At 44.2% G+C, this 24,778-nt stretch carries 21 protein-coding genes and 1 pseudogene; 14 read left to right on the top strand and 8 right to left on the bottom strand.

What is annotated here, in order from left to right:
• Positions 1–106: 106 nt before the first annotated feature.
• Complete coding sequence (locus OO774_RS23105; protein WP_264907070.1) at positions 107–1,111, top strand: 5'/3'-nucleotidase SurE; 1,005 nt, start codon at positions 107–109, stop codon at positions 1,109–1,111.
• Between the two features lie 11 nt (positions 1,112–1,122).
• Positions 1,123–1,767, top strand: coding sequence for a hypothetical protein (locus tag OO774_RS23100; protein WP_264907069.1), 645 nt, complete (start codon positions 1,123–1,125; stop codon positions 1,765–1,767).
• Positions 1,768–1,855: 88 nt separating this feature from the next.
• On the opposite strand, the gene katG is transcribed toward OO774_RS23100, so the two are convergent.
• Positions 1,856–4,030, bottom strand: coding sequence for a catalase/peroxidase HPI (katG, locus tag OO774_RS23095; protein WP_264907067.1), 2,175 nt, complete (start codon positions 4,028–4,030; stop codon positions 1,856–1,858).
• A gap of 385 nt (positions 4,031–4,415) precedes the next feature.
• On the opposite strand from katG, the gene artP reads away from it, so the two are divergent.
• From artP to OO774_RS23070, 5 genes are all read left to right on the top strand, one after another.
• Positions 4,416–5,144, top strand: a complete 729-nt coding sequence (gene artP, locus OO774_RS23090; RefSeq protein ID WP_319552663.1) for an arginine ABC transporter ATP-binding protein ArtP — start codon at positions 4,416–4,418, stop codon at positions 5,142–5,144.
• 102 nt (positions 5,145–5,246) lie between these two features.
• Positions 5,247–5,978 (top strand): lysine/arginine/ornithine ABC transporter substrate-binding protein, encoded by a 732-nt coding sequence (locus tag OO774_RS23085; RefSeq protein WP_264907063.1) that lies wholly within the window; start codon positions 5,247–5,249, stop codon positions 5,976–5,978.
• 1 nt (position 5,979) lies between these two features.
• Positions 5,980–6,669 carry an arginine ABC transporter permease ArtQ gene (gene artQ, locus OO774_RS23080; RefSeq protein ID WP_264907061.1) on the top strand — a complete coding sequence of 230 codons (690 nt, stop codon included), beginning with the start codon at positions 5,980–5,982 and terminating at the stop codon, positions 6,667–6,669.
• On the top strand, positions 6,666–7,334 hold the full coding sequence (gene artM / locus OO774_RS23075) for an arginine ABC transporter permease ArtM (RefSeq protein WP_264907059.1): 669 nt from the start codon (positions 6,666–6,668) through the stop codon (positions 7,332–7,334). Before artQ ends, artM begins: the two co-directional genes overlap by 4 nt.
• Before the next feature lie 309 nt (positions 7,335–7,643).
• A complete protein-coding gene (locus tag OO774_RS23070; protein WP_264907057.1) occupies positions 7,644–9,074 on the top strand; it encodes an alanine/glycine:cation symporter family protein in 1,431 nt (476 codons plus the stop codon).
• A gap of 24 nt (positions 9,075–9,098) precedes the next feature.
• Here the strand turns inward: OO774_RS23070 and thpR are convergent, their stop codons facing one another.
• The gene (gene thpR, locus OO774_RS23065) at positions 9,099–9,638 is read right to left on the bottom strand and encodes an RNA 2',3'-cyclic phosphodiesterase (protein WP_264907055.1); all 540 of its coding nucleotides are present in this window, start codon (positions 9,636–9,638) and stop codon (positions 9,099–9,101) included.
• A 279-nt stretch (positions 9,639–9,917) separates the two neighbouring features.
• Between thpR and OO774_RS23060 the strand changes: the two genes are divergently transcribed.
• A complete protein-coding gene (locus OO774_RS23060; protein WP_264907053.1) occupies positions 9,918–10,511 on the top strand; it encodes a cysteine dioxygenase in 594 nt (197 codons plus the stop codon).
• Positions 10,512–10,662: 151 nt separating this feature from the next.
• Here OO774_RS23060 and OO774_RS23055 read toward each other — a convergent pair whose 3' ends face one another.
• Positions 10,663–10,980 (bottom strand): chaperone modulator CbpM, encoded by a 318-nt coding sequence (locus OO774_RS23055; protein WP_264907051.1) that lies wholly within the window; start codon positions 10,978–10,980, stop codon positions 10,663–10,665.
• Positions 10,981–10,982: 2 nt separating this feature from the next.
• Positions 10,983–11,930, bottom strand: a complete 948-nt coding sequence (locus tag OO774_RS23050) for a DnaJ C-terminal domain-containing protein (protein WP_264907049.1) — start codon at positions 11,928–11,930, stop codon at positions 10,983–10,985.
• Positions 11,931–12,255: 325 nt separating this feature from the next.
• Between OO774_RS23050 and OO774_RS23045 the strand changes: the two genes are divergently transcribed.
• On the top strand, positions 12,256–14,700 hold the full coding sequence (locus OO774_RS23045) for an ATP-binding protein (RefSeq protein ID WP_264907047.1): 2,445 nt from the start codon (positions 12,256–12,258) through the stop codon (positions 14,698–14,700).
• Positions 14,701–15,135: 435 nt separating this feature from the next.
• Here OO774_RS23045 and OO774_RS23040 read toward each other — a convergent pair whose 3' ends face one another.
• From OO774_RS23040 to OO774_RS23030, 3 genes are all read right to left on the bottom strand, one after another.
• Positions 15,136–16,935, bottom strand: a complete 1,800-nt coding sequence (locus tag OO774_RS23040; protein WP_264907045.1) for an amidohydrolase — start codon at positions 16,933–16,935, stop codon at positions 15,136–15,138.
• A gap of 692 nt (positions 16,936–17,627) precedes the next feature.
• Positions 17,628–18,089 (bottom strand): hypothetical protein, encoded by a 462-nt coding sequence (locus OO774_RS23035; protein ID WP_264907043.1) that lies wholly within the window; start codon positions 18,087–18,089, stop codon positions 17,628–17,630.
• Positions 18,090–18,098: 9 nt separating this feature from the next.
• The gene (locus tag OO774_RS23030) at positions 18,099–20,054 is read right to left on the bottom strand and encodes an alkyl sulfatase dimerization domain-containing protein (RefSeq protein ID WP_264907041.1); all 1,956 of its coding nucleotides are present in this window, start codon (positions 20,052–20,054) and stop codon (positions 18,099–18,101) included.
• Between the two features lie 198 nt (positions 20,055–20,252).
• Here OO774_RS23030 and OO774_RS23025 point away from each other — a divergent pair.
• Positions 20,253–20,378, top strand: a pseudogene (locus OO774_RS23025) (LysR family transcriptional regulator); the annotation flags it as partial.
• A 166-nt stretch (positions 20,379–20,544) separates the two neighbouring features.
• Here the strand turns inward: OO774_RS23025 and OO774_RS23020 are convergent.
• On the bottom strand, positions 20,545–21,534 hold the full coding sequence (locus tag OO774_RS23020; protein WP_264907039.1) for a zinc-dependent alcohol dehydrogenase family protein: 990 nt from the start codon (positions 21,532–21,534) through the stop codon (positions 20,545–20,547).
• 261 nt (positions 21,535–21,795) lie between these two features.
• On the opposite strand from OO774_RS23020, the gene OO774_RS23015 reads away from it, so the two are divergent.
• The 4 genes from OO774_RS23015 (at position 21,796) to OO774_RS23000 (ending at position 24,771) form a co-directional block, all read left to right on the top strand.
• Positions 21,796–22,635 carry an AraC family transcriptional regulator gene (locus OO774_RS23015; RefSeq protein ID WP_264907037.1) on the top strand — a complete coding sequence of 280 codons (840 nt, stop codon included), beginning with the start codon at positions 21,796–21,798 and terminating at the stop codon, positions 22,633–22,635.
• Between the two features lie 49 nt (positions 22,636–22,684).
• On the top strand, positions 22,685–23,317 hold the full coding sequence (locus OO774_RS23010) for a LysE family transporter (protein WP_264907035.1): 633 nt from the start codon (positions 22,685–22,687) through the stop codon (positions 23,315–23,317).
• 94 nt (positions 23,318–23,411) lie between these two features.
• On the top strand, positions 23,412–23,963 hold the full coding sequence (cyaB, locus tag OO774_RS23005) for a class IV adenylate cyclase (protein WP_264907033.1): 552 nt from the start codon (positions 23,412–23,414) through the stop codon (positions 23,961–23,963).
• A 235-nt stretch (positions 23,964–24,198) separates the two neighbouring features.
• Positions 24,199–24,771, top strand: coding sequence for a protocatechuate 3,4-dioxygenase (locus OO774_RS23000; RefSeq protein ID WP_264907031.1), 573 nt, complete (start codon positions 24,199–24,201; stop codon positions 24,769–24,771).
• Positions 24,772–24,778: the final 7 nt, after the last annotated feature.

Below are 24,778 nucleotides of genomic sequence, written 5' to 3'. Positions count from 1 at the left end.
GGGATCTGTAACGAAAGCGTCATCTTATTTCGCCAAAGTAGCTGCCAACACGTTAAGACAAGGCGTCTGAGCGGAATCTAAAAGCAGTGAAATAAACGGAAATATTATGAACAAATTATCTAAACTTTGTCTTGCTATGGCAGCGGGCTCTGCATGTGCAATGTCGGCAAATGCGTTTGCGTTAAATATCGTCCTAACCAATGACGATAGCTGGGATACAACCAACATTAACGTGATGAAGTCGGCACTGGAAGCCGCGGGTCACGATGTCATTATGTCTGCACCCTGCACAGGGCAAAGTGGTAAAGGTGGCGCGATGAGTCACTTTAAGCCTGTGTCGATCGATGAATCTAAAGCGGTATCACAGGAGTACTGCGTTGGCGATACCGATACTAGCGTTGCTTTTAAAGATTATGTCGAAGGTACGCCAGTGATGGCTGCGATTTATGGTATCGACATTGCCGCTCAGCAAGTGTGGGGTCAAAATCCAGATTTGGTTATCTCTGGACCGAATGAAGGGAATAACCTGGGCTTTATGAATAACAACTCTGGTACTTTGGGTGCAACAATGGCGTCGTTAAGTCGTGGTATTCCAGCAATTGCTATCAGTGCGAACCACAATACAGCCAGTGATGCAGAGCAATCTCAACTAGTTGCAGATGTTATTGTGGATGTTGTCGCTCAACTTGTTGGGAATCAACCTTCAGGCCAGCCTCTGTTACCTGCGTACACTGGTTTAAATGTGAACACGCCAGAAGATATGAATAATCACCTTGGATATAAGTTTACTGATGTTGGCTGGAATAGTGGTGGTGCGGAGTTTGCGTTTAGTACGGATCTTTCTCAAGACAGTACGGCTATCTATTACATGATGAGCAGCCTTATGGCTGAAGGAATGGACTCGGCGGAAGCACAAACAGAAGCGGTTGCTTTATTGAAGGATAAAAAAGGACTCTCATTTAATATGGGCGATGCAGGCGATACCAATGAAAACTCGGAAGGTGTAGCGGTAAATCAAGGCTATATCACCATCAGTACTCTCGACGGTAATGTCCAGGCAGCGCGTGGTAAAGTGGCTCTAATAGAACAACGTCTTGTTGGCTTGGAATAGGAGCAACAAGAATGAAACAACAGAATATCCTGCTGGTTACTTTACTATCAGTTTTAGCTCTATGGGGGTGTGACAGCGATAGCGATGAGATCAAGCAAGCACAAAGCGGTGTTTATGAAGGCGTTATATGGGCGGGCAATGCGTCTCCTAGTGGTGCTCAGCTAGTCGTACAAGAAAGTGTTGAGCCTCAATTAACGCTTTGGGATGAAAGGGAGCATCAAGTTTCGTACTTAGGCACTCAAAGTGGTGAGCAAATTACTTTTTCCTCAGCATCAGTAAGCTGTGAAATGAATGGTACAGGCTTTACATGTAGTAGCGCCAACGGTTCATCGGATTTACTACCAGTGAACTTGGAAAATACTGAGCTTAGCAATTACGCGGGCACTTATCAGGCTAGATACTCTGATGGACTGTATCAAATGTCGATTGATCAATCGGGGGCATTGTCGTTAACTGGTGTTGCCTGTAGCAGCGAAGGTTCGCTTACTATTTCTGCCGCGTTAGAAAGCGTAGTAACGATGGAATTACTGGATGAGCAGTGTATTCAGGCCGGAAGCGTTAACATCGCAACTATTGAAGTGGATAACGATTCGTTGGTTAGTATCAATGTCCAGACAGATAGCGATCAGTTCCCGCAGGTCTGGATCAAGTTGTAAAAAATTTACAGTGTAAACAAAAAGCCGCTAAAATAGCGGCTTTAAATTAATATGCACCTAGGTGCGCCCCAGTGAAATTGGCTTGTACTTAAACCAAATCAAATCGGTCTGCGTTCATTACTTTTGTCCAAACCGAGATAAAGTCTTTTACGAACTTCTCTTGGTTGTCGTCTTGAGCGTACACTTCAGCGTAAGAGCGCAAGATGGAGTTTGAACCAAAGACTAGGTCAACGCGCGTTGCTGTCCATTTCGCTTCACCTGTTTTACGGTCACAAATATCGTAAGAATTGCGGCCAGTTGGTTTCCAGGTGTATGACATGTCCGTTAGGTTAACGAAGAAGTCATTTGTTAGCGCGCCTACTCGGTCTGTGAATACGCCATGTTGAGTACCACCGTGGTTAGTGCCTAGTACACGCATACCACCTAGTAAGACCGTCATTTCTGGAGCAGTTAAGCCAAGAAGCTGTGCACGGTCTAGCAGCATTTCTTCTGGCTTCACAACGTAATGCTTTTTCTGCCAGTTGCGGAACCCGTCAGCAAGAGGTTCAAGCACGTCGAATGATTCAACGTCAGTTTGCTCCGCTGTTGCATCCCCTCGTCCTGGAGAAAATGGCACTGTGAAATCATAGCCTGCTGCTTTAATTGCTTTTTCAAGGCCAACGTTACCAGCCAGTACGATAGTATCCGCGACGCTAACACCAGAATCATCTGCAATTTTAGTTAGCACATCAAGCACGCGATCTAAGCGCTGTGGTTCATTGCCTTCCCAAGCGTTCTGTGGAGCTAAGCGAATACGTGCGCCGTTTGCACCACCGCGAAGATCCGAGTTACGGAACGTGCGTGCACTATCCCAGGCAGTTGCCACCAACTCCGAGACACTTAAATCCGTGGCAGCAATTTTTGCTTTTACAGTGTCTACGTCGTAGTTGTTCACGCCCGCTGGGATTGGGTCTTGCCAGATGAGATCTTCTGCTGGAACATCGGGGCCAACATAACGAGCCTTTGGACCTAAATCACGGTGCGTCAGCTTAAACCAAGCGCGAGCAAAGACTTCGTTAAAGTATTCTTGATCTTGGTAGAAGCGCTCAGAAATCTTGCGATACTCAGGGTCAACTTTTAGTGCCATATCAGCATCTGTCATCATTGGGTTGTAGCGAATTGATGGGTTTTCAACATCTACAGGTTTGTCTTCTTCTGCGATATCTACTGGCTCATATTGCCATGCACCTGCAGGACTCTTCGTCAACTGCCATTCATGCTCTAGCAACATTTTGAAGAAACCGTTGTCCCATTGAGTAGGGTGACTTGTCCAAGCACCTTCAATGCCACTAGTTACGGTGTCACGACCGATGCCGCGAGATTTGTGGTTGACCCAACCAAGGCCTTGCTCTTCAACGTCAGCACCTTCAGGATCTGGACCTAAATTTGCTGCATCGCCATTACCGTGTGCTTTACCAACCGTGTGCCCACCTGCTGTGAGAGCGACCGTTTCTTCATCATTCATTGCCATACGTGCGAAGGTGACACGCATGTCAGCCGCGGTTTTTAAAGGATCTGGATTACCATCCACACCTTCTGGATTAACGTAGATCAAGCCCATCATTACTGCCGCGAGTGGGTTTTCAAGGTCACGCTCACCCGAGTAACGGCTACCTTCGCCTCCACTCGGCGCTAACCATTCTTTCTCCGAACCCCAGTAAGTATCTTTTTCTGGATGCCAGATATCTTCACGACCAAACGCAAAACCAAAGGTTTTAAAGCCCATAGATTCATAAGCCATGTTACCAGCAAGAATCATCAAATCTGCCCAGCTGATTTTGTTGCCGTATTTTCTCTTAATTGGCCATAGTAAGCGGCGAGCTTTGTCCAAGTTACCGTTATCTGGCCAAGAGTTAAGTGGAGCGAAACGTTGGTTACCTGTTGAACCGCCCCCGCGACCATCCGCAGTTCGGTAACTACCCGCAGAGTGCCATGCCATTCGGATCATTAAGCCGCCGTAGTGTCCCCAGTCTGCAGGCCACCATTCCTGACTGTCTGTCATCAATGCATTCAAATCATTTTTTAACGCTTCGACATCAAGCGTTTTCAGTGCTTCACGGTAATTGAAGTCTTCACCAAGTGGGTTGGTCTTTTTGTCGTGCTGATGAAGAATGTCTAAGTTAAGGGCGTTCGGCCACCATTCCATCACGCTCGAACCTGTGGAAGTCATGCCACCATGCATTACCGGGCATTTTCCTGCTGAGTTATTATCGCTGTTATTCATAGGGTGTCCTTTATAGCAGTGAAATTTGATATTTCTCCAAATAGAAAATCTTAATGTGTTATCACTGTTGATTATCTGTTTAGAAGTTAATGTTTATACATCTCAGTAACTTGTAATTGATAATAGTAAGGATCTTCGGAGTTATCATATCACTTAGGCCGATTAATTTAATAAGCAAACCCTATCAATCTAAAACCGAGTTTTAGGTCAATCAATGGTTAAGATTGACGGTATATCGTCACTCATCAAACCAGTCATATGCTCTGTGGTGCTGTAATTTGTAGAAACAATAAATTAACAAGTCATATTTTTATACATTTATATTGCATAAAATGCACTTATTGGTAATATTAACGCCCGATGACAATTAATGCGGTATGACAGCATGAGTATTCAGGTTTGCGGGATCAACAAATCCTACGGTGATACACAAGTTCTTCACGATGTCAGTTTTAATTGTGAAAGCGGTGAAACATTGGTGTTATTAGGCCCAAGCGGTGCAGGGAAAAGCTCTCTGCTGCGCGTTCTCAATCTTTTAGAAGATGCGGATAATGGCCAGTTAAACATCGCAAATGACGCTTTCGACTTTTCAACTGAAATTAAAGAAAAGCATGGTTTAGCGCTTCGCCGTAAAGTCGGTATGGTGTTCCAGCAATACAACCTTTGGCCTCATATGACGGTGATGGAAAACTTGATTGAAGCACCAGTCAAAGTCTCTGGCATGGCAAAAGATGAAGCCAAACAGCAAGCGATGCAGATTCTAGCAACCTTACATTTGGCCGATAAAGCGGATGCTTGGCCAATGCAGCTATCCGGTGGTCAACAGCAGCGAGTTGCTATAGCACGTGCTTTGATGATGAAACCAGAAGTTCTTTTGTTTGATGAACCTACGGCTGCGCTTGATCCTGAGATTACTAACCAAGTGGTTAAGATCATTAAAGATTTAAGTGGCACGGGCATTACTCAGGTTGTGGTGACACACGAAGTGGATTTTGCCAAAAAGATTGCCAGCCATGTTTTGTACCTTGAAAAAGGGCATATTGTTGAGCATGGCACAAACGACGCATTTACCAATCCGCAGACGACTCAGTTTGCTGATTATTTAAAACACTAAAGCAACTAATACCCATAAAAAGGGTTTAGCGATAACCATCAATCACAGATGATCGGCTGTCATTGCGAGTGTCAGCCCAAGACGTACACACGGAGTATTGCAATGAAAAAGATTTTACTAGCTTCACTAATCGGCCTTATTTCTGCAAACGCAGCAGCACAAGAAGAAATCAAATTCGCGATGGAAGCGACGTACGCACCATTCGAATACATGGATGAAAATAACCAAATCCAAGGCTTCGATGTGGATCTTGCGAACGCACTTTGTAAAGAAATGGAAACAAAATGTAGCTTCTACAACCAAGCTTTTGACAGCTTGATTCCTGCATTAAAATTCAAACGTTACGATGCGGCGATCTCAGCGATGGATATCACTGATGCGCGTTTAGAGCAAGTAAACTTTTCTAATTCGTACTACGACAACTCAGCAGCATTTGTTTCTGTAAAAGGCAAAGTTGCCGATAAAACTCAGCTAGAAGGCAAGCGTGTCGGTGTACAAAATGGTACTACACACCAGACTTACCTTCTTGAACAGCTTCCTGGTGTGACTGCGGTTCCTTATGCAAGCTACCAAGACGCGTTCATTGATATGAAAAATGGTCGTATCGACTCTGTTTTCGGTGATACAGCCGTGGTTGCTGAGTGGTTCAAGAAAGAAGACAACCTAACTTACGTTGGCGAACGTGTAACGAATGCGAAATACTTCGGCAACGGTTTTGGTATCGCGGTAAACAAAGACAACGAAGAACTTGTAAACAAGCTAAATACTGCGCTTAAAACCGTAAAAGCAAACGGTCAATATGACGTGATCTTCAACAAGTACTTCGGTAACTAATATGGCGTTAACGGGTTACTCTTTATCGCTTGTGCAAGCAAGCTGGATGACCGTCCAGCTAGCTTTCACGAGTTTATTAGTCGGTTTGATTCTGGCAGTAGTATTCGCCAGCGGTGAAATGTCTCGTCGTGTATTAGTGAAATGGCCAACAACAGCTTTTGTCACGGTGATTCGCGGATTGCCAGAGCTTCTTGTCGTGTTGTTCATCTATTTTGGCTCAACACAGGTTCTGTTTTTAATCACCGGTGACTTTATTGAAGTTAGCCCGTTTTTGTCTGGTGTGATTGCGCTGTCATTGATCTTCGCCTCTTATGCTTCTCAGACGCTACGGGGCGCTCTCAAAGCGGTCGGGAAAGGGCAAAGAGAAGCAGCAAGCGCGCTGGGGATCGGCCCGATTCACGCCTTTGTACGCGTTGTTTTGCCACAAGCGGTAAGGCACGCCCTGCCTGGCCTCTCTAACCAATGGTTGGTGTTGCTCAAAGATACCGCGTTGGTTTCTCTGATTGGTGTGACTGACCTTCTCAAGCAGGCTCAGCTTACGTCTGCTGCGACACACGAGGCGTTTACTTGGTACGCGACAGCGGCTGCCGTTTATTTGGTGATTACTTTAATAACACAACGAGCGGTGAAGCTAATCGATAGGAAGTTTTCGGTTAAAGGAATCAGCATGGGTCAGGAGGCAACCGCATGAACGAACAACACGTTTGGCAATTGCTTGAAGGTCTCGGAACCAGCATCCAACTGACTGCAGCGTCGTTGGTTGTCGGCTGTATACTTGCTTTATTGATGACTCTGACGTTGATTCTGCGTACACCAGGCTTGCATTGGTTGAGTCGAGGCATCATTACCTTGTTCACGGGAACACCACTGTTGGTACAGATTTTTCTGGTCTACTACGGTCCTGGTCAGTTTGATGCAATCAGGGAGAGTTTCTTGTGGTCATGGTTAAGCCAGCCATGGTTCTGCGCCATGGTCGCTTTGGCGCTGAATACCGCGTCTTACAGTACTCAGCTGTTTAAAGGTGCTTTTAACGCCATACCATCCGGTCAGTGGCAAGCTTGTCGCGCACTCGGAATGAACAAGTCGACTACGTTAAAAGTATTGCTTCCCTATGCGATTCGCCGCGCGGTTCCGGCATACTCCAATGAAGTGATCTTGGTCTTCAAGGGGACTTCTCTGGCGAGTACCATCACCATCATGGATCTTATGGGCTACGCGCAGCGTATCAACGCTCAAACTTACGATACGCTTACCGTATTTGGTGTTGCGGGTGCATTCTACTTAACGGTCAACGGCATTCTAACGCTAATTTTCCGTCACGTTGAGAAGAAAGCGTTGGCTTTCGAAGCGGCATAACCCTCAATCAGAACATTCCATTCAATTTTAAATGCCTCTATTCACGGACTCTCGAATAGGGGCATTTTTTATTTATAATCCTGTAGAAAAGCAAATGCTACTTGCCATTCAAAGTGAGCGCCTTCCACTGATCTTTAGCCTCAGAATCTTTATTCCTATCCCCACATTCCCTGACTATCATAATAGTTACATGATGTTTATCGAAAAAACAAAACTGACGCGCCGATTATCATGGACTGTAAAGAATTAAACCTATTTATTAGTTGTTTAGATAATAAATCAGGAAGCCTACAATTTATTTAAGGAATAATGATGCAATTACTTGAATCCTTTTTTAGTATTATCGGAGACCTCACATGGGGTTGGGCTCTCGTCCCGTTCCTCGTGATATTTGGTCTGTTCTTCACAATCGTAACTGACTTCGTTCAATTCCGGTTCTTCAAGCGAATGTTTCGCGTTTTACTGACTAAAAACCAGACTTCCGATGCAAAAGCTATCTCTGGCCGTGAAGCCCTTTTACTCTCTATTGGTGGACGCGTTGGGGGTGGTAACATTGCTGGTGTGGCCGTCGCAATTACACTCGGTGGGCCAGGAGCTGTCTTCTGGATGTGGGCTGTGGCATTGGTTGGTATGGCGACCAGTTTGGTCGAGTGTTCGCTGGCTCAGTTATATAAACGAAAAGAAGGCGATGATTTCCGTGGTGGTGCTGCTCGTACGATTATCCATGGCCTAGGTGAAGATTATCGCTGGCTCGCCTATATATATGCAGTTTGTCTGATCGCCTCTTTTGCTATCGGGTTTAATGCATTTCAGGGCAATACCGTTGCAGGTGCCGCTTCAGACAGTTTGGGTATTGACCGTTTGTATACGGGGGTATTTCTTTCCATCGCTGTTGGTTTCATCATTTATGGTGGTATTCATCGTATCGCAAAAGCAGCGGATGTTATCGTACCGATCATGGCGGTTGCCTATGTTGCTCTAGCGCTTCTTGTCATCATTATCAACATTGCGGAGCTCCCGGGCGTTATTATGACTATCGTTAAAAATGCTTTCGGTATTGAGGAAGTCGTAGGCGGTGGTATGGGTGCTGCATTGGCGAACGGTCTACGACGAGGTTTGTTCTCTAATGAAGCCGGTTTGGGCTCTGCACCTAATGTCGCGGCAACGGCAGATGTATCTCACCCGATAAGTCAGGGTATTACTCAGTCACTATCGGTATTTATTGATACGATTGTTGTATGTAGCTGTACCGCCTTTGTGATTCTACTCGGTGATGTCTATGTGCCGGGAGCGGAAGGGGTGGATGGCGTCGTCCTTACCCAGCAGTCTTTGGTATCTCACCTTGGGCTGTGGGCGCAGTATTATCTGACTGGTGCGATACTGTTGTTCTCATTTAGTTCAGTGATTTACAACTACTACCTTGGGGAAAACGCACTCACCTTTATGTCTCACCGCAAGTCCTCTGTGCATATCCTGCGTATCGCTGTTATTGCTATCGTGTTTGTTGGTGCGGTTGCCCCTGGTGCGACTTCAGTATTCTTCTTCTCAGATCCAATGATGGGCATTCTCGCGATTGTGAATTTACTGGCGTTGATTATGTTGTTTCCAACGGCAATGCGTTTGTTGAAAGATTACCGGAAGAAATTGGCAGCAGGTGCTGAGCATCCGGAATTCAATCCCGATGAGTTCCCTGATTTGGATATCGACCGTACAGCGTGGGTACCTAAAAACAAAAAATAATAAACGTGAGACAAGATTAACGAGTCAGGGAGTTTTTCCCTGACTCTGAACGACCTCATCGACAACCCGATACACCAACTTATTGTCGACGTACACACTTTCCATTAAAGCAATCGAGTAAACATCAATGTGTTGCGGCTTAACGTAGACGTCTTTTAGATGCGCATCACTAGTTACATGACGGAAAAGTGTAATATGGGGCGTATACTTTTTTGCCTCAGTAGAAAAGCCTTGTGTTTTCAAAGCAGAACTAAGTTCCCTTTGCAGTCGCATTAAGACGCGATTATTAGCGATGCCCATCCAAATTAGTCGGCTTCGTTTTTGATGGAATGAACCCAAATGATCAATTCGTAAAGCGTCACATCCCGATTTCAACTGACGCAAGATACGGATTAATTTTTGCTTCTGCTCTTGCGTCGCTTCACCGACAAAAGCCAACGTGAGATGGAGATTCGCTGTACGAGTATGTCGGCCATTTATACCGCGTGAACGTAACAAAGTTTGGTACGTCATTAATTCGCGTTTTGCCTCATCACCAAATGTCAGTGCGAAAAATAACCTCATAGGAACTCCCTCCGAACGAAAGTTGCTCTTTTGTCGCGATACTTATTGGTCCCGATAGAGAAGTTTTTATTCGTTCGGGAAACACTTATCAATAAGATAGGAGGACTGCAGCGCAGAGTCCAATGTTCTAGAACTGTTTCAAAGCACAGTTCTTCACCACATCATTTGACTTACTTTTTCTCATACCACTAAAGTAACCAGTATATAAGTTCGCATTACACTGCGGGTTTAAAGTTACAGTGTGACAATTTGCAATAGCCTGAAGACGGAACGTCAATAATGAGAAACATATCTAGGTTAAGGGATTTCATTCACTCTTTCACACAGTTGATCGAACAAGTTGGCCAAGATGAAGATCGCATCTTGGCGGATGGTAAGGTACTCCTAACAGAGCTGATCAACCACGACGATTGGTTACCTGATGAATTCGCTCGACCAAATCCGGAAACGTATCAGCAGTACTTATTGTATTGTGACCCATTTGAACGTTTTTCCATGGTGAGTTTTGTTTGGGGGCCCGGTCAGGAGACACCAGTGCATGATCACTCAGTGTGGGGCATGGTAGGGGTAATGCGAGGTACCGAGTTTTGCGAGGAATTTTATCTGGATCCAAAATCGAATAGGCTACAGCCGAATGGAAAACATCAACTCCACTGTGGTGAGATTGATCTCGTATCACCTCGTATCGGAGATATCCATAAGGTAACAAACGCCCACTCAGATCGGACGTCGATCAGCATCCACATCTACGGTGCCAACATCGGGTCTGTGAGTCGACATGTCTATGAGCCGTATACTGGCGAGAAAAAGCGTTTTATTTCTGGATATTCAAACAAAGTGCTTCCAAATATTTGGGACCGGACAAAGGAATAACCAACCTTCAGCTGCTGAAACTGCCCAAAGAGGGGCTAAATCAGTTACTCGCAATATTTTTAATCGGTACTTGCTGGCTTAGCTTATCTAAATACTTCCAGTATGAAATAGACAATCTATTCAGTGTCGGTGAGCCTTCATTGCAATTAGCTTAACGCTGGTTGTGGAGCTTGCGTTCGAGTCGATCTATCTCATCAAGTAGATCAAGGGCAACAGCAATGCCGGGCATATTCAAGCCTAAATCTTGTTGCATTCGCTGAGCACGAAGGGCTCGACGCAAGTTGGAGGTTGTAAATAGCCAATGTATTGGTCGATCGCCTTGCGGATCGAGCACGCCTTCTTCAACTAAAGCGATCACCCATTCAACCGGTTTATCACAAGCTCGACAAATCTCTGTTAGTGTCAGAGTCGGCTCATATTCTCCAGAAATAGATATGATCAACTGATTTGTCGTTACTTTCTTGGCCATAATTAAACACCTAATTGGCTGCGGGGATTAAAGGGCATCAGTGCTTGCATCTGGCGGAAAAAATCTTTTTCCTGTTCAGTATTCACTGTTGGTAAGACAATATTCAGCTTCACCAGCATATCACCAGGTTGACTACCAGGCAGGCCACGTTCACGTAGTCGTAATGTTTTCCCGGAAACTGAATTGGCCTGTATCGTGACTTCGATTGGCCCCATAGGAGTGGGGAGTTTTACTTTTGCTCCCAATGCGGCTTCCCATGGTGTTATAGGAAGTGTCAGACAAAGATTTTTTTGCTCCATACGATAAAAAGGATGGTGGCGGAAGGTGACCTCAAGATACAAGTCCCCCGGAGTGTCACCTGAATAGCCCGGTAGTCCTTTTCCCACAATACGAATTTGTTGTCCTTCTCTTATTCCTTTAGGAATACGTAAGTTAATTGTTTCAGCATCTTCTTTGTTGGCTGAAGAATTTGGTAAGGTTAGGGTTTTTACCGCGCCATGAAAACTATCTTCAATATCTATCTGTATTTTGGCATGTAAATCTTCGCCCTTCACTGTGAAGGTGTGATCACCCGAAGTATAACGGGAGTGAAAAGGGTTTCTTTTAAAAGAACCCCCAAACAGTGACTCGAAAAAATCAGAAAATGCGCTGGGATCGCCTTGGCCGGAACCGTCGCTGTAAAACTTAAAATTACGTTTCCAGTTAGGTGGCGCTGTAAATTCCTCTCCAGATGTCCACTCCTCACCAAGCTCATCATAAGCCGCTCGTTTTTTCGGGTCTTTCAATACTTCGTACGCTTCTTTAGCCTGGATAAATTGTTGCTTGGCATCGGCTTCTTTTGATACGTCCGGGTGGTATTTACGCGCACACTTTTTATAGGCACGTTTAATATCCGCAAGCGTTGCATCACGGGGAACACCAAGAATTGCATAATAATCACGATATTCCATAACACTCACTGATAGGCAAAGTTATTTAACGGTAATTTATTCCAGCTTTACTCTTATTCATAGTATATGGGTAATCCAGGTCAATCGGAAAGGTCATGGATTTCGTATTCACGTCGTTTTATTGAAGTCTGTTAAATACGCATCAGAAATAAGTTCCAGTCTCGTATCCGGTATTTGCCATCAAAGGCGCGACCAGGCTTAGCTGTGTCACTGCAACACAATTCTTTTTCAGGCCTCGGTGATGCTGTGCATTTGTCTTGCTCAGTTGTACTACACTGGAATACAAACTCCCGATTAAATTCAAGGCTTCGGAGTGATCCAATCAATGCAAAAGCAATCGAAAATAAAATGCCTATCCCTGACTGAGGCCCAGCTTTACCATGTCTGCGATCTCGATCTGTTGAATTTTGAAACCACCGATGAACTAGAACCCCTGGCTGAACCACTGGGGCAGGGCCGGGCGATGGAAGCCCTGAATTTTGGGCTCGATATGCCTCATGCCGGATACAACATCTTTGTTACCGGCTCTACTGGTTTAGGTAAACATACCCTTATCGACCAGCTGCTGATGCACCGCTCCCAGGATTATCCACCAGCTGATGACTGGTGTTACGTCAATAATTTCGACCATCCGCAGCAACCATTGACATTGCAGCTTCGGGCTGGGGACGGACGACGGCTGCGACAGAACGTGCAACAATTGGTGGAATATCTGGTTCAGGCGATTCCAGAAACTCTGCAGAGTGAGGAACTTCAGGCCCGAATACAAGCGATCCAGGCGGACTACACGGAGCGTTGTCGGCGGGCTTTTGCAACGGCTGAATCCCATGCAGAAGAGCATCATATTATCTTGAAGAAAACCCCGACGGGTTACACTTTTTTGCCTGAACTTGACGGGGAAGTCTTGAATCAGGAGGCGTTCCGTAAACTGCCAGAGGCACAGCAGGATAAGATTGATGCCGAGCTCAAGGCATTGCGTCAGGAACTGCATCAGATATCCCGGGACATGCCGGTCTGGCATCGTCAAAGTCAACAGGCAATCAAAGAGTTACAGCGAGATACTGTCGCTATCACCATCAGCCAGTTGTTTCTTGAGTTGGAACAAAAGTTTGGTGCATACCAGTCGGTGATTGATTATCTGCATAGCCTCAAACAAGACCTCATAGACAGTATTGATCGTTTGCAACAAATCCTTAGCAGCCTGCCAGAAGAGCATAAAAGTGAGAAAGTGGCGGAGTATTTCACTGAATATCAAGTGAATTTGCTGGTCGATAACAGTGATCTCGACGGGGTACCCGTGATTTACGAGGACAACCCGACAGTGTCTAATCTGCTGGGACGGGTGGAGCACCTCAGCCATGCTGGTACTTTGTATACCAATTTTATGTTGATTAAACCTGGTGCGCTTCATCGTGCTAATGGTGGTTACCTAGTGCTGGATGCAGATCGATTGGTTGATCGTCCCATGCTGTGGGATTCGCTTAAGCGTGCATTGCGCTCCGGTCAAATCCGGACCCAATCTCTTGAACAAATGCTGAGCCTGGCCACCACCACCATGATAGAGCCGCAGGTGGTGCCGCTTGATTTGAAAGTGGTGCTTTGTGGTAATCGGCTGCTGTACTATCTATTCAAACATTATGATCCGGAATTTAGCTTATTATTTAAGGTCCAGGCCGATTTTTCTGAGGAACTCCCGCGGGATGAAGCCTCAATGAAACTTTATGCCCGACTGATTAAGACGGTACAGAGCCGGGAAAAGTTGCTTCCTTTGTCACGGGAAGCGGTTGCGCGGGTGATCGAATACAGCAGCCGGATGATGGCCGATCAGGAAAAGCTGTCCTTACATATGAACTCGTTGATGGATTTGTTGCGTGATGTGGATTATTGGTCGAGACAGCGTGAAGAGAAAGTCATCAACGCGGAGGCAGTCGAAGCAGCAGTGGCGGCGCGGCGCCGTCGGGTGAGCTATCTCAAGGAGCGTAGCCAGGAAAGTGTGTTACGGGGGATCCGTACGATCGATACCGAGGGCTTCGCGGTAGGCCAGATCAACGCGCTGTCGGTGGTGGCGGTTGGTGACCATCCTTTTGGGCTACCGTCACGGATCACAGCGACCACTCGTCTGGGCGACGGGAAGATCCTCGATATTGAGCGGGAAGTGGATCTGGGTGGCTCGATTCACTCCAAAGGTGTGATGATTCTAAGCGGATTTCTTGGCGAGCGTTATGGCCAGAGCCAGCCGCTGTCACTAAGTGCCTCACTGGCCTTTGAGCAATCCTATGGCGGCGTGGAAGGAGATAGTGCTTCTGCCGCGGAATTGTGCACTTTATTATCGGCAATTGGCCAGGTCCCACTCAAACAAGCGGTGGCGATTACCGGGGCTATCAATCAACATGGTCTGATTGAGGCGGTTGGCGGTATTAACGAGAAAATTGAAGGCTTTTTCGAGATTTGTCAGGCGCGCAAGCTCAAGGGAGATCATGGAGTGATCATTCCCGCAGCGAATATTCCCCACCTGATGTTGCGGGAAGATGTCCGCGCAGCGGTGCGGGAGCATCTGTTCCATATCTGGGCGATTGAGCATGTTGATCAGGCTATGACGTTGCTTACTGATTTACCCATCGGGGAGCTGGTGGATGGACAGTATCCGGCGATAAGTATCAATGGCAAAGTGAGTGAACGTTTGAGTGAATTGAACCGGCTACGCCAGCAGTTTGGAGGGCAATCAATGAATTCTCATCCGGGAAATTCTTCCGAAGATCGCAAGCCGTGAGTGTTGCTCCACCTGTCACGAGTACCAGAACAAAAGCTATTTATGAATACACAGAAAACTCTCAATTATGGCCGATGTATTTTGTCGAACTGAGACTAAGATACTTTTTGTCATTTGATACGGATGGTTCAGGGGGACTTCTCTGAAAAGGTTTTGCCCCAATATATGTTTTAGATTAATTACTCTTTGATACTTCGAGGAAGAGTTTTTTCATACTAAAAGTTATCCTTTCTTATAGCGTGCCGTTCGTTTTGAGGTACCGTAATTTATCGAGGAAGTGAATTTCTCGTTAACTCAATAAATGTTTGGACTCAATAAGTACTCTAAATAAATATGCAACAATACCCCTCAGTTTTAGTTGCGGGCTAGCAAAAAATAGGAAGATCAAATGACTTCCTATTTTTATGTTGACGACTAAATGTATGAAAAAATAAATCAATGTGAGTGGTGCAACAGTCCTGCAGAAATCATTGTCGCAGTGGCAATTTCCTGACATCGCTTAGTATTAACGCAACTACCAGAAGCGACTTGTTGATCACTTGAATAAACTGTTTCACCTTCTTTGATCGTTTCTAACACTTTGATATCAGACAATGTTTCAGGTTTTGCCGTTAGTGGATTTTCAGACAAAATAACTAGGTCAGCGAGTTTTCCTACTTCCAATGATCCTTTGCTTTTCTCTTCTTTGTATTGAGTCGCCGCCCACAGTGTTTGCGATTTTAATCCGTCCAATGCAGACACACGTTGTTTCGGCCCTAAAACATGACCAGTACGGCTCACACGGTTCACTGTCGCGGAATATACGCGCATGGAGTTTGGCAGAGCCACAGGTGAATCATGATGTGAGGTATAGATCATTCCCAAATCTCGCGCCCATCCTGTAGGAGAGATATTCTCTGCACGAGCTTTGCCCAAAACAGAGTTCATGTGCCAATCCCCCCAATAGAAGGTATGCATTGGAAAAAACGAAGGGAATACACCCAATTGCTTAAACCTCTCAACTTGATCTTTACGAGCGGTCTGAGCATGTATCGCAATAAAACCTCGGTCTGAAATACCATGGATTTTTTCACTTGCTTCAATACCGTCAAGCAACTGATCAATAGCAGCATCGCCGTTAACGTGGGTTAACAATTGCCATCCATTACGTTGCGCCAACTCGATATATTCAGCTGCTTTTTCATCACTCATACTTGGGTAACCTTTGTACCCTTTCTCTTGACCAACTGGAGGAACAAGATATGGTTTTGTCAGCCATGCTGTTTTTCCCTGAGGCGACCCATCGAGGTTAAGCTTAGCGCCTGCAACTCGGAACCCATTAGAATATTCGCTTGAGTAGTACGGTGGAGCAATAACCTCTTTAGCAACTTGAATATCCGGATATGCGGCCACATCAATTGGCAGTTTATCTTGTTGAGCTAAGTCATACATGGTTTTCACGGCCGATGTCGAAGCTCGGCCTTCTTGCGCCGTGGTGTAACCAAAGCTTGCGTACAGTTCCATGCCCGCTTTAAATATGACTTTATTTTCTTCTGCGTTGAGTTTGGTCATTAACGGCAATAACGTGCCAAAGAATGCCGTTTCCTCTAACACTCCATTCGGTGTTTTACCATCACTCTCTCGACGAATTTTACCCCCATTCGGATCAGTACTCTCTGCTGTCAAACCAGCGAGCTCCAATGCTTTGGTGTTCAAAGTCGCTAAGTGTCCTGACTGATGTATAATCAGTATCGGTAGTTCTTTAGACACCTCATCCAGTTCTTGACGAGTAGGATGCCTTTGCTCTTTTAGCTGTGAGTCATCATAACCAAACCCCAGGATGATTCCATGCTTGCCGTTTTCTGGCTTCGCCACCCAAGATCTTAGTTCTTCTTGCAGCGACGCAATACTATTTACATTACCATCAGGATCGGCAAGTAAGTTTGCAGATAAAGCTTGAATGCCCGTGTTAAAAACATGTCCATGGCCATCAATGAAGCCCGGGATCATGGTTTTTCCATCTAAATCAAAAATTTCCGTCTTATCATCTCGTAACTTCATCAGTTCCGATTCTTTTCCGACAGATAAAATACGACCATTCTTAATGGCTAGAGCCTCAGCGGTAAGGTCAGAGTCGTTGACCGTAATAATATCTCCGCCAACATAGATTCTATCCGCAAAAGGTTTTGTTGGGCTTGCAGCCAAAGTGGAACAACTGACAGATAGTAAAGCGAATGCCACAGGTGAGAGCCTCATTATGTTTCCCCTCCAAGGAATTATGAAAAATGACTTGTAATAAGTAGAAAGTGTAGATTAATCAGGTAGATTTTACCCACTTGATATTAATAAAGTGTCATACTGGGGTGAAAAGTAAGGCTAGTGCTTTAAATAAAAGTATTAAACTTGCGTCTAAACGATAAACTATCCGACTAATAAGGAGCTCATTCTCGGCATAAATAAAAACAGACGTTCTAGTCTTCGCCAGTAGGACAGGGCTCCTTACTAAGCGTCTTTTCTATACCTGAAATTATTCATGAATTGCTAATATTCGATTCTTCGAAACTCATTATTGTCCAGGACCGTTTCACTTGGCACTTTCTAGAACGAAAGTGCCCCATTCGTTGCTAGAGTAAAATAGCAGTAACTAGTTACTCATACGAGTTTGCCTTACCAAACATTATCCGAATCAGGATGTAAATTTGTATTGCTCACTCTATGTGATACTTCAAAGTCAATAAGATGTAAGCAATGAATGACCGAAACGCTAAAGGTTTTAATTGGACATGAAAGGTTTGAGAGTAGCAATCATATTCTTAGATTGAGTTAAAAGGTGTATTAGGCTTGCTCGGAACAAGTAGATGGCTAAAAATATAAAGGCTTTCCAGTAAGATAGGAAAACCTTTATATCACATTCAATTGAACAAACACCAAAGATTAGTTATCGGTGTTTAGGTCTCACTCAATACCCCAAGCTCGCGAGCTTGATCGATCGTTATCTGGTTTGATATTAGATTGTGCAGAGCGGCTTCGGATATTTGCAGCACTTTGACGTTATCGGTAGGAGGTGAGACGTGAACTTCAATTGAATTGTCTGTCTCACTAATGCGTGACCACAGCTGGCGATCAACAACGTAGACATAAGAACCTTTAGGTAAATCTGGGTGTGCTTTGGTCATCAAGTTTAGCCACCAACTTGCTCTTCGTAGCCCTGCTTCACCATCAATGACTTCTAGAGGCAGCATGGATTGAGATCTAACGGCTAGCTGAGTGGCAATGGATACATCCAATGCTCCGGGGTAGCTCTCGCTAAATGGGTTGGTAAACAACCCATCATAAGAGCAAGCCCAACCAGTTGGGCTTGCTAATGCGATAACACCAGAAGCGATGCAGGTTATTACACGCTTCGTCATAATTACTCCCTACGGTGTTACGATATTGAACCAGAAGTTGAAGTTATCCAACATTCCTACAAAGTCTTTCAATACTTGTGGGTCACCATCCAGTTTGATAGAGCCGTCTGCAATCGCCTTCTCTAAGGTGATGTTACCAAGCTGAACGTCATCTAACGTAGCTTTAGTCAGTTCCAGTGAAACGTCAGGCTTTTCAGCGAGCTTCTTCGTATGGTTAAGGACTGAGTTTTCAACATACAAAGAGTATTTCTCGTCGAGATCGGTGAAATTCATATTCATTACAAATGCTTTACCAGCCGCTTTTTCTGGCAAGATTCGAACGGCTAAATAATCGAATAGCATTTCTGGTGGCATGTTTTTAATAATGTCTGGTGACGCAGTTGTCAGTCCACCACTATCAGGAACCCCGTTTCTCAACTCATAAGCCCCTTGTAAGTAGACCGAACGCCAAGGACCTGACTCGGCTTGATAACCCATTTGTTCATAGGCATCCGCTAATAGTGCTTTCCCTTTTTCACTTTCGGGGTTAGCGAACACAACATGTTTAAGCACTTCGGCTACCCAGCGATAATTACCTTTATCAAAGTCAGCTTGCGCCTTTTTGATGGTAGCTTCCTCACCTCCCATATACTCAACATACTTATCCGCAGCATCTGTTGGTGGTAGGTTATTTAGATCGGAAGGGTTACCGTTGTACCAACCCATATAGCGCTGATACACTGCTCGACTATTGTGGCGTAAGGTGCCGTAATAGCCTCTTGAACTCCAAGTGTTATTAATCTCGTTTGGAAACTCAATCATCTCTGAAATTTCTGAGCCAATGTAGCCTTGGTTCATCAAACGAACGGTTTGGTCGTGAGTGTATTTATACATATCACGTTGTGTCTTAAAGTACTTAACGATGTCTTCCTGCCCCCACATTGGCCAGTGGTGACTTTGGAATTTCACTTCGACATCATCACCCCACATATCAATGGTTTCTTGTAAGTAGCTTGACCACTTCAACGCATCTCGAACCTGTGCTCCACGGAGAGTAAGGATATTGTGCATCGTATTAGTGGTATTTTCCGCCATCCAAAGGGCTTTTTTATCTGGGAACCAGATGTTCATTTCGGTTGGTGCTTCGGTACCTGGCGTATATTGGAAAACCATTTTTACACCATCAATGGTACGCTCTTCACCGGTTTTCTCGATGATGTCAGTTGGCTTAATCATCGTAGCCATACCAGTAGAGGTTGTTTGACCCAAACCACCATTGACACCGCCTTTTTCATTTCTTGGTAGCATTGAGCCATACATATAAACGGCTCTACGCCCCATTGCGTTACCCGCAATCACGTTCTCAGACACAGCATGTTCGGTAAAACCGAGAGAGGCAACAATAGGAACTTTACCTGAAATCACGTCTTTCTCATCAACAACACCTCGCACTCCGCCAAAGTGGTCAAGGTGACTGTGGCTGTAGAAAACGCCAGTAACCGGTCTTTCACCTAATTCGCTGTTGATAAAATCCAGTGCTGCTTTCGCTGTTTCCTGTGAAATAAGCGGGTCAAATACAATCCACCCCGTATCGCCTTTAATAAATGTGATGTTGGATAAGTCGTAGCCACGAACCTGATAGATACCATCGGTAACTTCAAACAGGCCATTAATCATGTTTAATTGGGCGTTACGCCATAAGCTTGGGTTAACAGTGTCAGGAGAAGGTTTGTCTAAGCCTATGTACTTTTTATACGCTTCAAGGTCCCAAACAACGTCGCCTTTTTCGTTTTTGATTGTGACCACATCTTGCTTGGCGATAAAGCCTTTTTGAGCGTTCTCAAAGTCCTTCTTATCACTAAACGGTAAGTCTTGTTTGACTTGGTTGTTTACATCTATTGTGGATTGAGTTGCGTCTTTGGGGTCGGATGCGTTAGCACTTAGCGCCACTAACATAGCCAATCCCAACGTTCCAAGTTGTCGCATGCAATTTCTCCTTATATGAAAGCTGCTTACTAAGGATAGGCTATGTAAAGATGTTATGTTTTGAAAAGTAAATGAGTAAGAATAGTTGAAGACCATAAATATCGTTCTCATGATCGAAATCACAGTCTTTATTAAACATAGAACTGTATGTAGAGATGTTGAGTCGATTCCCAGAAATCATGAAGTTGTTTTGGTGCAGTGCATAGTTTGGACGGGACATTTTTAGGTTACTTTGAATTTGTTCCTTTTGTTCAAAAAGGCGGAGCACTGGCTTCTTTAGCGCCAGATCAAGTGTTAACTGCGTTGAGGAATAACAAACACTTTGGTAAGCACGCTCAACCAAGGCGCAATTTGAGTTTTGTATATTGTGGTCAGGGAATCACTAACCCAGAAAAGTGTTCCATAGTGTTTTAACGTAAATACTATGGGACACGCCTCAGAATTTAAGATACTTTTTTATGATAACTAGCCGTATATGGTCATATCTTAACTACATTGGTAGCAAAATGATTTTTCCATGTAAGTTCGTAGATTTAGACTCGATTAGCTTGATAGCATCCTGAACTTGTTCCAATGGAATACAACGATCTACATCTAGTTGTATTCCATTGGTGATGAAATGGTCTAGCATCATTGAAAATTTTTCACGCCGACTATCTTTACCAACAGCATTCTCCCAGTAACGTAAGAAAAATGTACTGAAGTCAATGTTTAGGTTCTTCGCATACTCAAAGAAGCGAGGCTCATAGAACTCCAGAGAAAGAGTTCCATAGTTGATATACCGTCCATTATCGCCGATGGTATGAATCAGCTCCGTTCCTTCTTTGCCTCCAATAGCGTCGAATGCAATATTAGGGCGAGGCAAATCAAGTTGCTGTATTTGAGTGACTAGGTCTACTTTTGCATCTATTACATGGTTTGAATCATATGGATAATTTTCAGGCTTCGACGTTACGACAATAAGAGTGAACCCTAGCGATGAAGATAGCTGTGCAAAAATTTTACCTATTGCAGAACTACCAGCGTTGATAATCAGTACATCTTCTTTCTTCAACTGAGCGACTTCGGTGGTTAAAACCCACGCTGTTAGCGCATTTATATACAACTGGCACGCATAGCCGTTGTCCAGATGCGGCGGAATGACGAAGAGGTTATCTGGTGAGACATCTATATATTTCTGCCAAGTACCGCTGGTAGCCACGACAACATTTTGCCCTACCATAAATTCTGCATAGTTGGAGTCGATGATTTGCCCAACAGCTTCAAATCCGGGTACTCTGGGCGGCTGATGACTATGCCTGTATTGACCTACACCATGAATAGACAACAAGTCGCTTGGATTAATATTCGTTGCTTCGATTTTTACTCTGATTTTATCTTCTTCAAGCGAATCCAAAGATACATGTTCAATCGTCAATGAATCTTTCGGTTGACCGAAGCAGAGCTGGTGAATTCTTGTGTTTGTAGTGGTGTTAGACATTTTGTGGTTTTTGGTCGATAAATTCTTCAAGTATCATACGATAGGCTGGCATTTTTATCATAAATGTCCAGCTTTATGATGATTCTTCTTTGCCCCTTTCCGAGTTTGCGCAACAAAAATGGTAGTCTTGCTTGTTGATATTTTTCCCGATTTTTTCTAATGACAAAGCATGTATTGATATGACGATTTCTGCATCGATTGTTGCGCAAAACTATTCAGTGCAATACGATTACCAGATAGTTAGATTTGGAGATTAGTTCTGTGACAGATACTGTTCGTGACGTGAACCAGCACTTTTGGAGTAGCAAAATTATTCCATATCTGACGATCAGAACGACCCACAATAGTGCACAGAGTTATAAAGCTCATAGCCATTCCGAGCTGTCACTCGGAATCATTGAATCTGGAATAACCCAGTTATCGATGCCAGATGGAGAGGTCGTCCTTAAAAAAGGGGACATTATTCTCATTGAACCTAATATGGTGCACGCCTGTAATCCAGTAGGAGGGATGTCTCGCAGCTATCACATGCTATATATCGACAATGCATGGTGTTGTAATGTGTTATCGAATCTATATGGATGTGAGATAACAAAATACAGTTGCGACCTAAATTTATTTTTTGCTACGGAAAGTGATACCAATTTATCAGATCTAATTCTTTTACTGTTAAATGAAGGGTCTCGTGACGTTGCCATAGATGTTGAGAGTTATTTATTCAATTTAGTAAGCCGTTTCTGCTTCCCCAAAAGTGAACATGAAGATGAAAGTGAGTTGGTCTATAAGCTAAGGAATCGCCTTTTGCAAGACATAGCTTGTGCACCTTCTCTTGAGGCTGTCTCAAGAGAATTAGGAAGACCAAAAGAGACATTAATCCGTATTTTTAAAAGGCACCTTGGAATAACGCCAAAGTCATTTTTAAACAATAGCCGTGTTGAAAAAGCGAAGATTTTACTAAAACGCGGAATGAGTATCGTTGATGTAGCGGTTGAAGTGGGTTTTTCTGATCAAAGCCAATTTCATCGTACGTTTGTTAACTATACAGCTTCAACGCCACGACAATACCAGCAGATTACGTCAATTTTCGACAATAAATCCTAAGTCGGAAAACCTATAGTTTGAAAATAATTTTGGCTATAGGTACCTGTTTATGTCGCTTTCTATCCTTTTCCCCGCAGCTTTCCCTGCATTGGCATTAGCTCATTTCGTCGCTCTGTTGAGTCCGGGACAGGATTTATTCTTAATCATTGCTCATTCAATCCGTCATAGTTTGCTCGGGAGTCGGTTTATCTGTCTAGGGATTGCACTGGGAAATGCTATTTATATAGCATTGGTGATATTTGGCTGGGTAAATATTCGTGAGAATCAAATTGTATTTGCAACGGTTGAAGTATTAGGTGCTATTTACCTTTTTTGGATCGGTCAGAAGTTATTAAGAAGCAAACAAACTGATTCGTTATTAGAAGAAAAACATGTAAAAATCCCATCAGCATGGAACCAACTGCTACTTGGATTAAATTCCGCGCTACTCAACCCTAAGAATGCGCTGTTCTATATGAGTTTAATGACCGTGATTCTAGGAAATGAAGTTACGCTGATTCAGCAGGTTTCTTGTGGGGTGTGGATGTTTCTTGCCGTTTTGCTTTGGGACTTATTCATTGCAACTGCAATCGGTCGTCCTAGAGTTCAGAAACACTTAAAAGCGGGCATACACATCGTGGAAAGAGTGGCTGGTATAGTTCTCATTTTCTTTGGCGTAACTCTGTTTACAGGATATTTGTAGTGATAGACATTCGCTAAGATACTTATGCCCATTTTCGTGCTGAGTTTACCACTTTCACTTATGTTAGAATTCTATTTTTATGTTGAAGTAGATTATGAATCACAATCATTTCCAAGGTAAATACGAAGTTGAGCTCAAGTATCGAATCGACTCGAAATCGGTTTTCCTCGAAGTCTTAAGGTTATTACCACACGAAGTTATGCTCGAAGATAATATTGAATGTGACTGGTATTTTGATTTACCAGCCAAAGCCTTACATATCGAGAATAAAAGCGTTTGCATTCGAACGATGGAGCCTTCGGGTATCAAGTTGTGGATAGTTAAGGGACCTGAACCTGATCGGTGTCAGGCGACAAATATTACTGATGCGTCAAGTGCTCGTAGCATGTTGGAAACTATGGGGTTTGAATTGGTGCTAAAAGCGGAGAAAACGCGGAGTATCTACTTTATTGGTGATTTTCATATTACCGTTGATTCCTTGGCGGGTATCGGAGATTTTGCCGAGTTCGCAATAATGACAGATGATGAATCTATGTTATCGGCTTACAAAGTTGAGTTGGAAACTTTGGCTAATAAATTTGGCTTAACACGGACAGCATTGCAAACGAAGTCTTACAAGCAAATGTTTGTGGAAAAAGACGCATAACAAACATTTAAGGTTTCAAGATGCTTTTTCTAATCTGAACGAAGCGGTTTAGGGTGGCACACCTAAATCGCTTCTGTCCAATAACAGCCTAGACGCTATAAGTGAAGCTTGTGATCACCATCGACTTTGTTGTTTGACTAACTACCGAGGAACATACCGCTAGTCCGTTTACCCTTAAGTGGAAAATTGCTCTGTGTACACCACAATTAAAGTAGTCAAAAATTGGGGTGGCATCATGGAACGAAGGCATTTTCTAGCTTTATGGACACTACTTTTTGCTCCATCGCTCAAAGCGGTGAGTCCAATGAAACCTACACCAGCGCAAACAGAGGGGCCGTTTTATCCGGTTAAGCGAATACCGCTTCGTGAAAACTTGATTTTGCAGCCAGATGGATTAGTGGGTGAGCCCATTGTGTTACAGGGCAGGGTCGTCGATACGTCTGGTAATCCAGTCTTTGGTATTAAGGTTGAGATCTGGCAGTGCGACGGTCAGGGCATTTATGACCATCCCAATCAATTGAGCAATGAGAAGTTTGATCCTCAGTTTGCTGGCTTTGGTGCCGCTATTACGGACAAACACGGGCATTACCTCTTCCAAACCTTATATCCCGTTGCATACGGTTCGCGTCCTCCTCATATACATGTAAAACTGTGGCGTGGAGATAAAGAACTGTTAACAACACAACTCTATTTGAAAGGCAATACTGGTAACGAGTGGTGGGGCGGAAAAGCGCGTGACTATTTGCAGTTTGAGCCATTGAAAGTCGACGGGCGCTTAACTGGAGACTTTACCTTTGTGATTGCTTAGACCTTTG

Origin of the sequence: Vibrio sp. STUT-A11 (genome assembly GCF_026000435.1) — a bacterium.
In the GTDB taxonomy this organism is placed as follows: Bacteria; Pseudomonadota; Gammaproteobacteria; order Enterobacterales; family Vibrionaceae; genus Vibrio.
This window is presented reverse-complemented; position numbering and strand designations above follow the sequence as displayed.

Excerpts from the sequence above, each read along its gene's own strand:
- OO774_RS23010 (WP_264907035.1), top strand. The coding sequence starts at position 22,685 with ATGTCGCTTTCTATCCTTTTCCCCGCAGCTTTCCCTGCATTGGCATTA.
- katG (WP_264907067.1), bottom strand. The coding sequence starts at position 4,030 with ATGAATAACAGCGATAATAACTCAGCAGGAAAATGCCCGGTAATGCAT.
- artM (WP_264907059.1), top strand. The coding sequence starts at position 6,666 with ATGAACGAACAACACGTTTGGCAATTGCTTGAAGGTCTCGGAACCAGC.
- thpR (WP_264907055.1), bottom strand. The coding sequence starts at position 9,638 with ATGAGGTTATTTTTCGCACTGACATTTGGTGATGAGGCAAAACGCGAA.
- OO774_RS23085 (WP_264907063.1), top strand. The coding sequence starts at position 5,247 with ATGAAAAAGATTTTACTAGCTTCACTAATCGGCCTTATTTCTGCAAAC.
- cyaB (WP_264907033.1), top strand. The coding sequence starts at position 23,412 with ATGAATCACAATCATTTCCAAGGTAAATACGAAGTTGAGCTCAAGTAT.
- OO774_RS23030 (WP_264907041.1), bottom strand. The coding sequence starts at position 20,054 with ATGCGACAACTTGGAACGTTGGGATTGGCTATGTTAGTGGCGCTAAGT.
- OO774_RS23000 (WP_264907031.1), top strand. The coding sequence starts at position 24,199 with ATGGAACGAAGGCATTTTCTAGCTTTATGGACACTACTTTTTGCTCCA.
- OO774_RS23105 (WP_264907070.1), top strand. The coding sequence starts at position 107 with ATGAACAAATTATCTAAACTTTGTCTTGCTATGGCAGCGGGCTCTGCA.
- artQ (WP_264907061.1), top strand. The coding sequence starts at position 5,980 with ATGGCGTTAACGGGTTACTCTTTATCGCTTGTGCAAGCAAGCTGGATG.
- OO774_RS23040 (WP_264907045.1), bottom strand. The coding sequence starts at position 16,935 with ATGAGGCTCTCACCTGTGGCATTCGCTTTACTATCTGTCAGTTGTTCC.
- OO774_RS23060 (WP_264907053.1), top strand. The coding sequence starts at position 9,918 with ATGAGAAACATATCTAGGTTAAGGGATTTCATTCACTCTTTCACACAG.
- artP (WP_319552663.1), top strand. The coding sequence starts at position 4,416 with ATGAGTATTCAGGTTTGCGGGATCAACAAATCCTACGGTGATACACAA.
- OO774_RS23070 (WP_264907057.1), top strand. The coding sequence starts at position 7,644 with ATGATGCAATTACTTGAATCCTTTTTTAGTATTATCGGAGACCTCACA.
- OO774_RS23035 (WP_264907043.1), bottom strand. The coding sequence starts at position 18,089 with ATGACGAAGCGTGTAATAACCTGCATCGCTTCTGGTGTTATCGCATTA.
- OO774_RS23100 (WP_264907069.1), top strand. The coding sequence starts at position 1,123 with ATGAAACAACAGAATATCCTGCTGGTTACTTTACTATCAGTTTTAGCT.
- OO774_RS23055 (WP_264907051.1), bottom strand. The coding sequence starts at position 10,980 with ATGGCCAAGAAAGTAACGACAAATCAGTTGATCATATCTATTTCTGGA.
- OO774_RS23050 (WP_264907049.1), bottom strand. The coding sequence starts at position 11,930 with ATGGAATATCGTGATTATTATGCAATTCTTGGTGTTCCCCGTGATGCA.
- OO774_RS23020 (WP_264907039.1), bottom strand. The coding sequence starts at position 21,534 with ATGTCTAACACCACTACAAACACAAGAATTCACCAGCTCTGCTTCGGT.
- OO774_RS23045 (WP_264907047.1), top strand. The coding sequence starts at position 12,256 with ATGCAAAAGCAATCGAAAATAAAATGCCTATCCCTGACTGAGGCCCAG.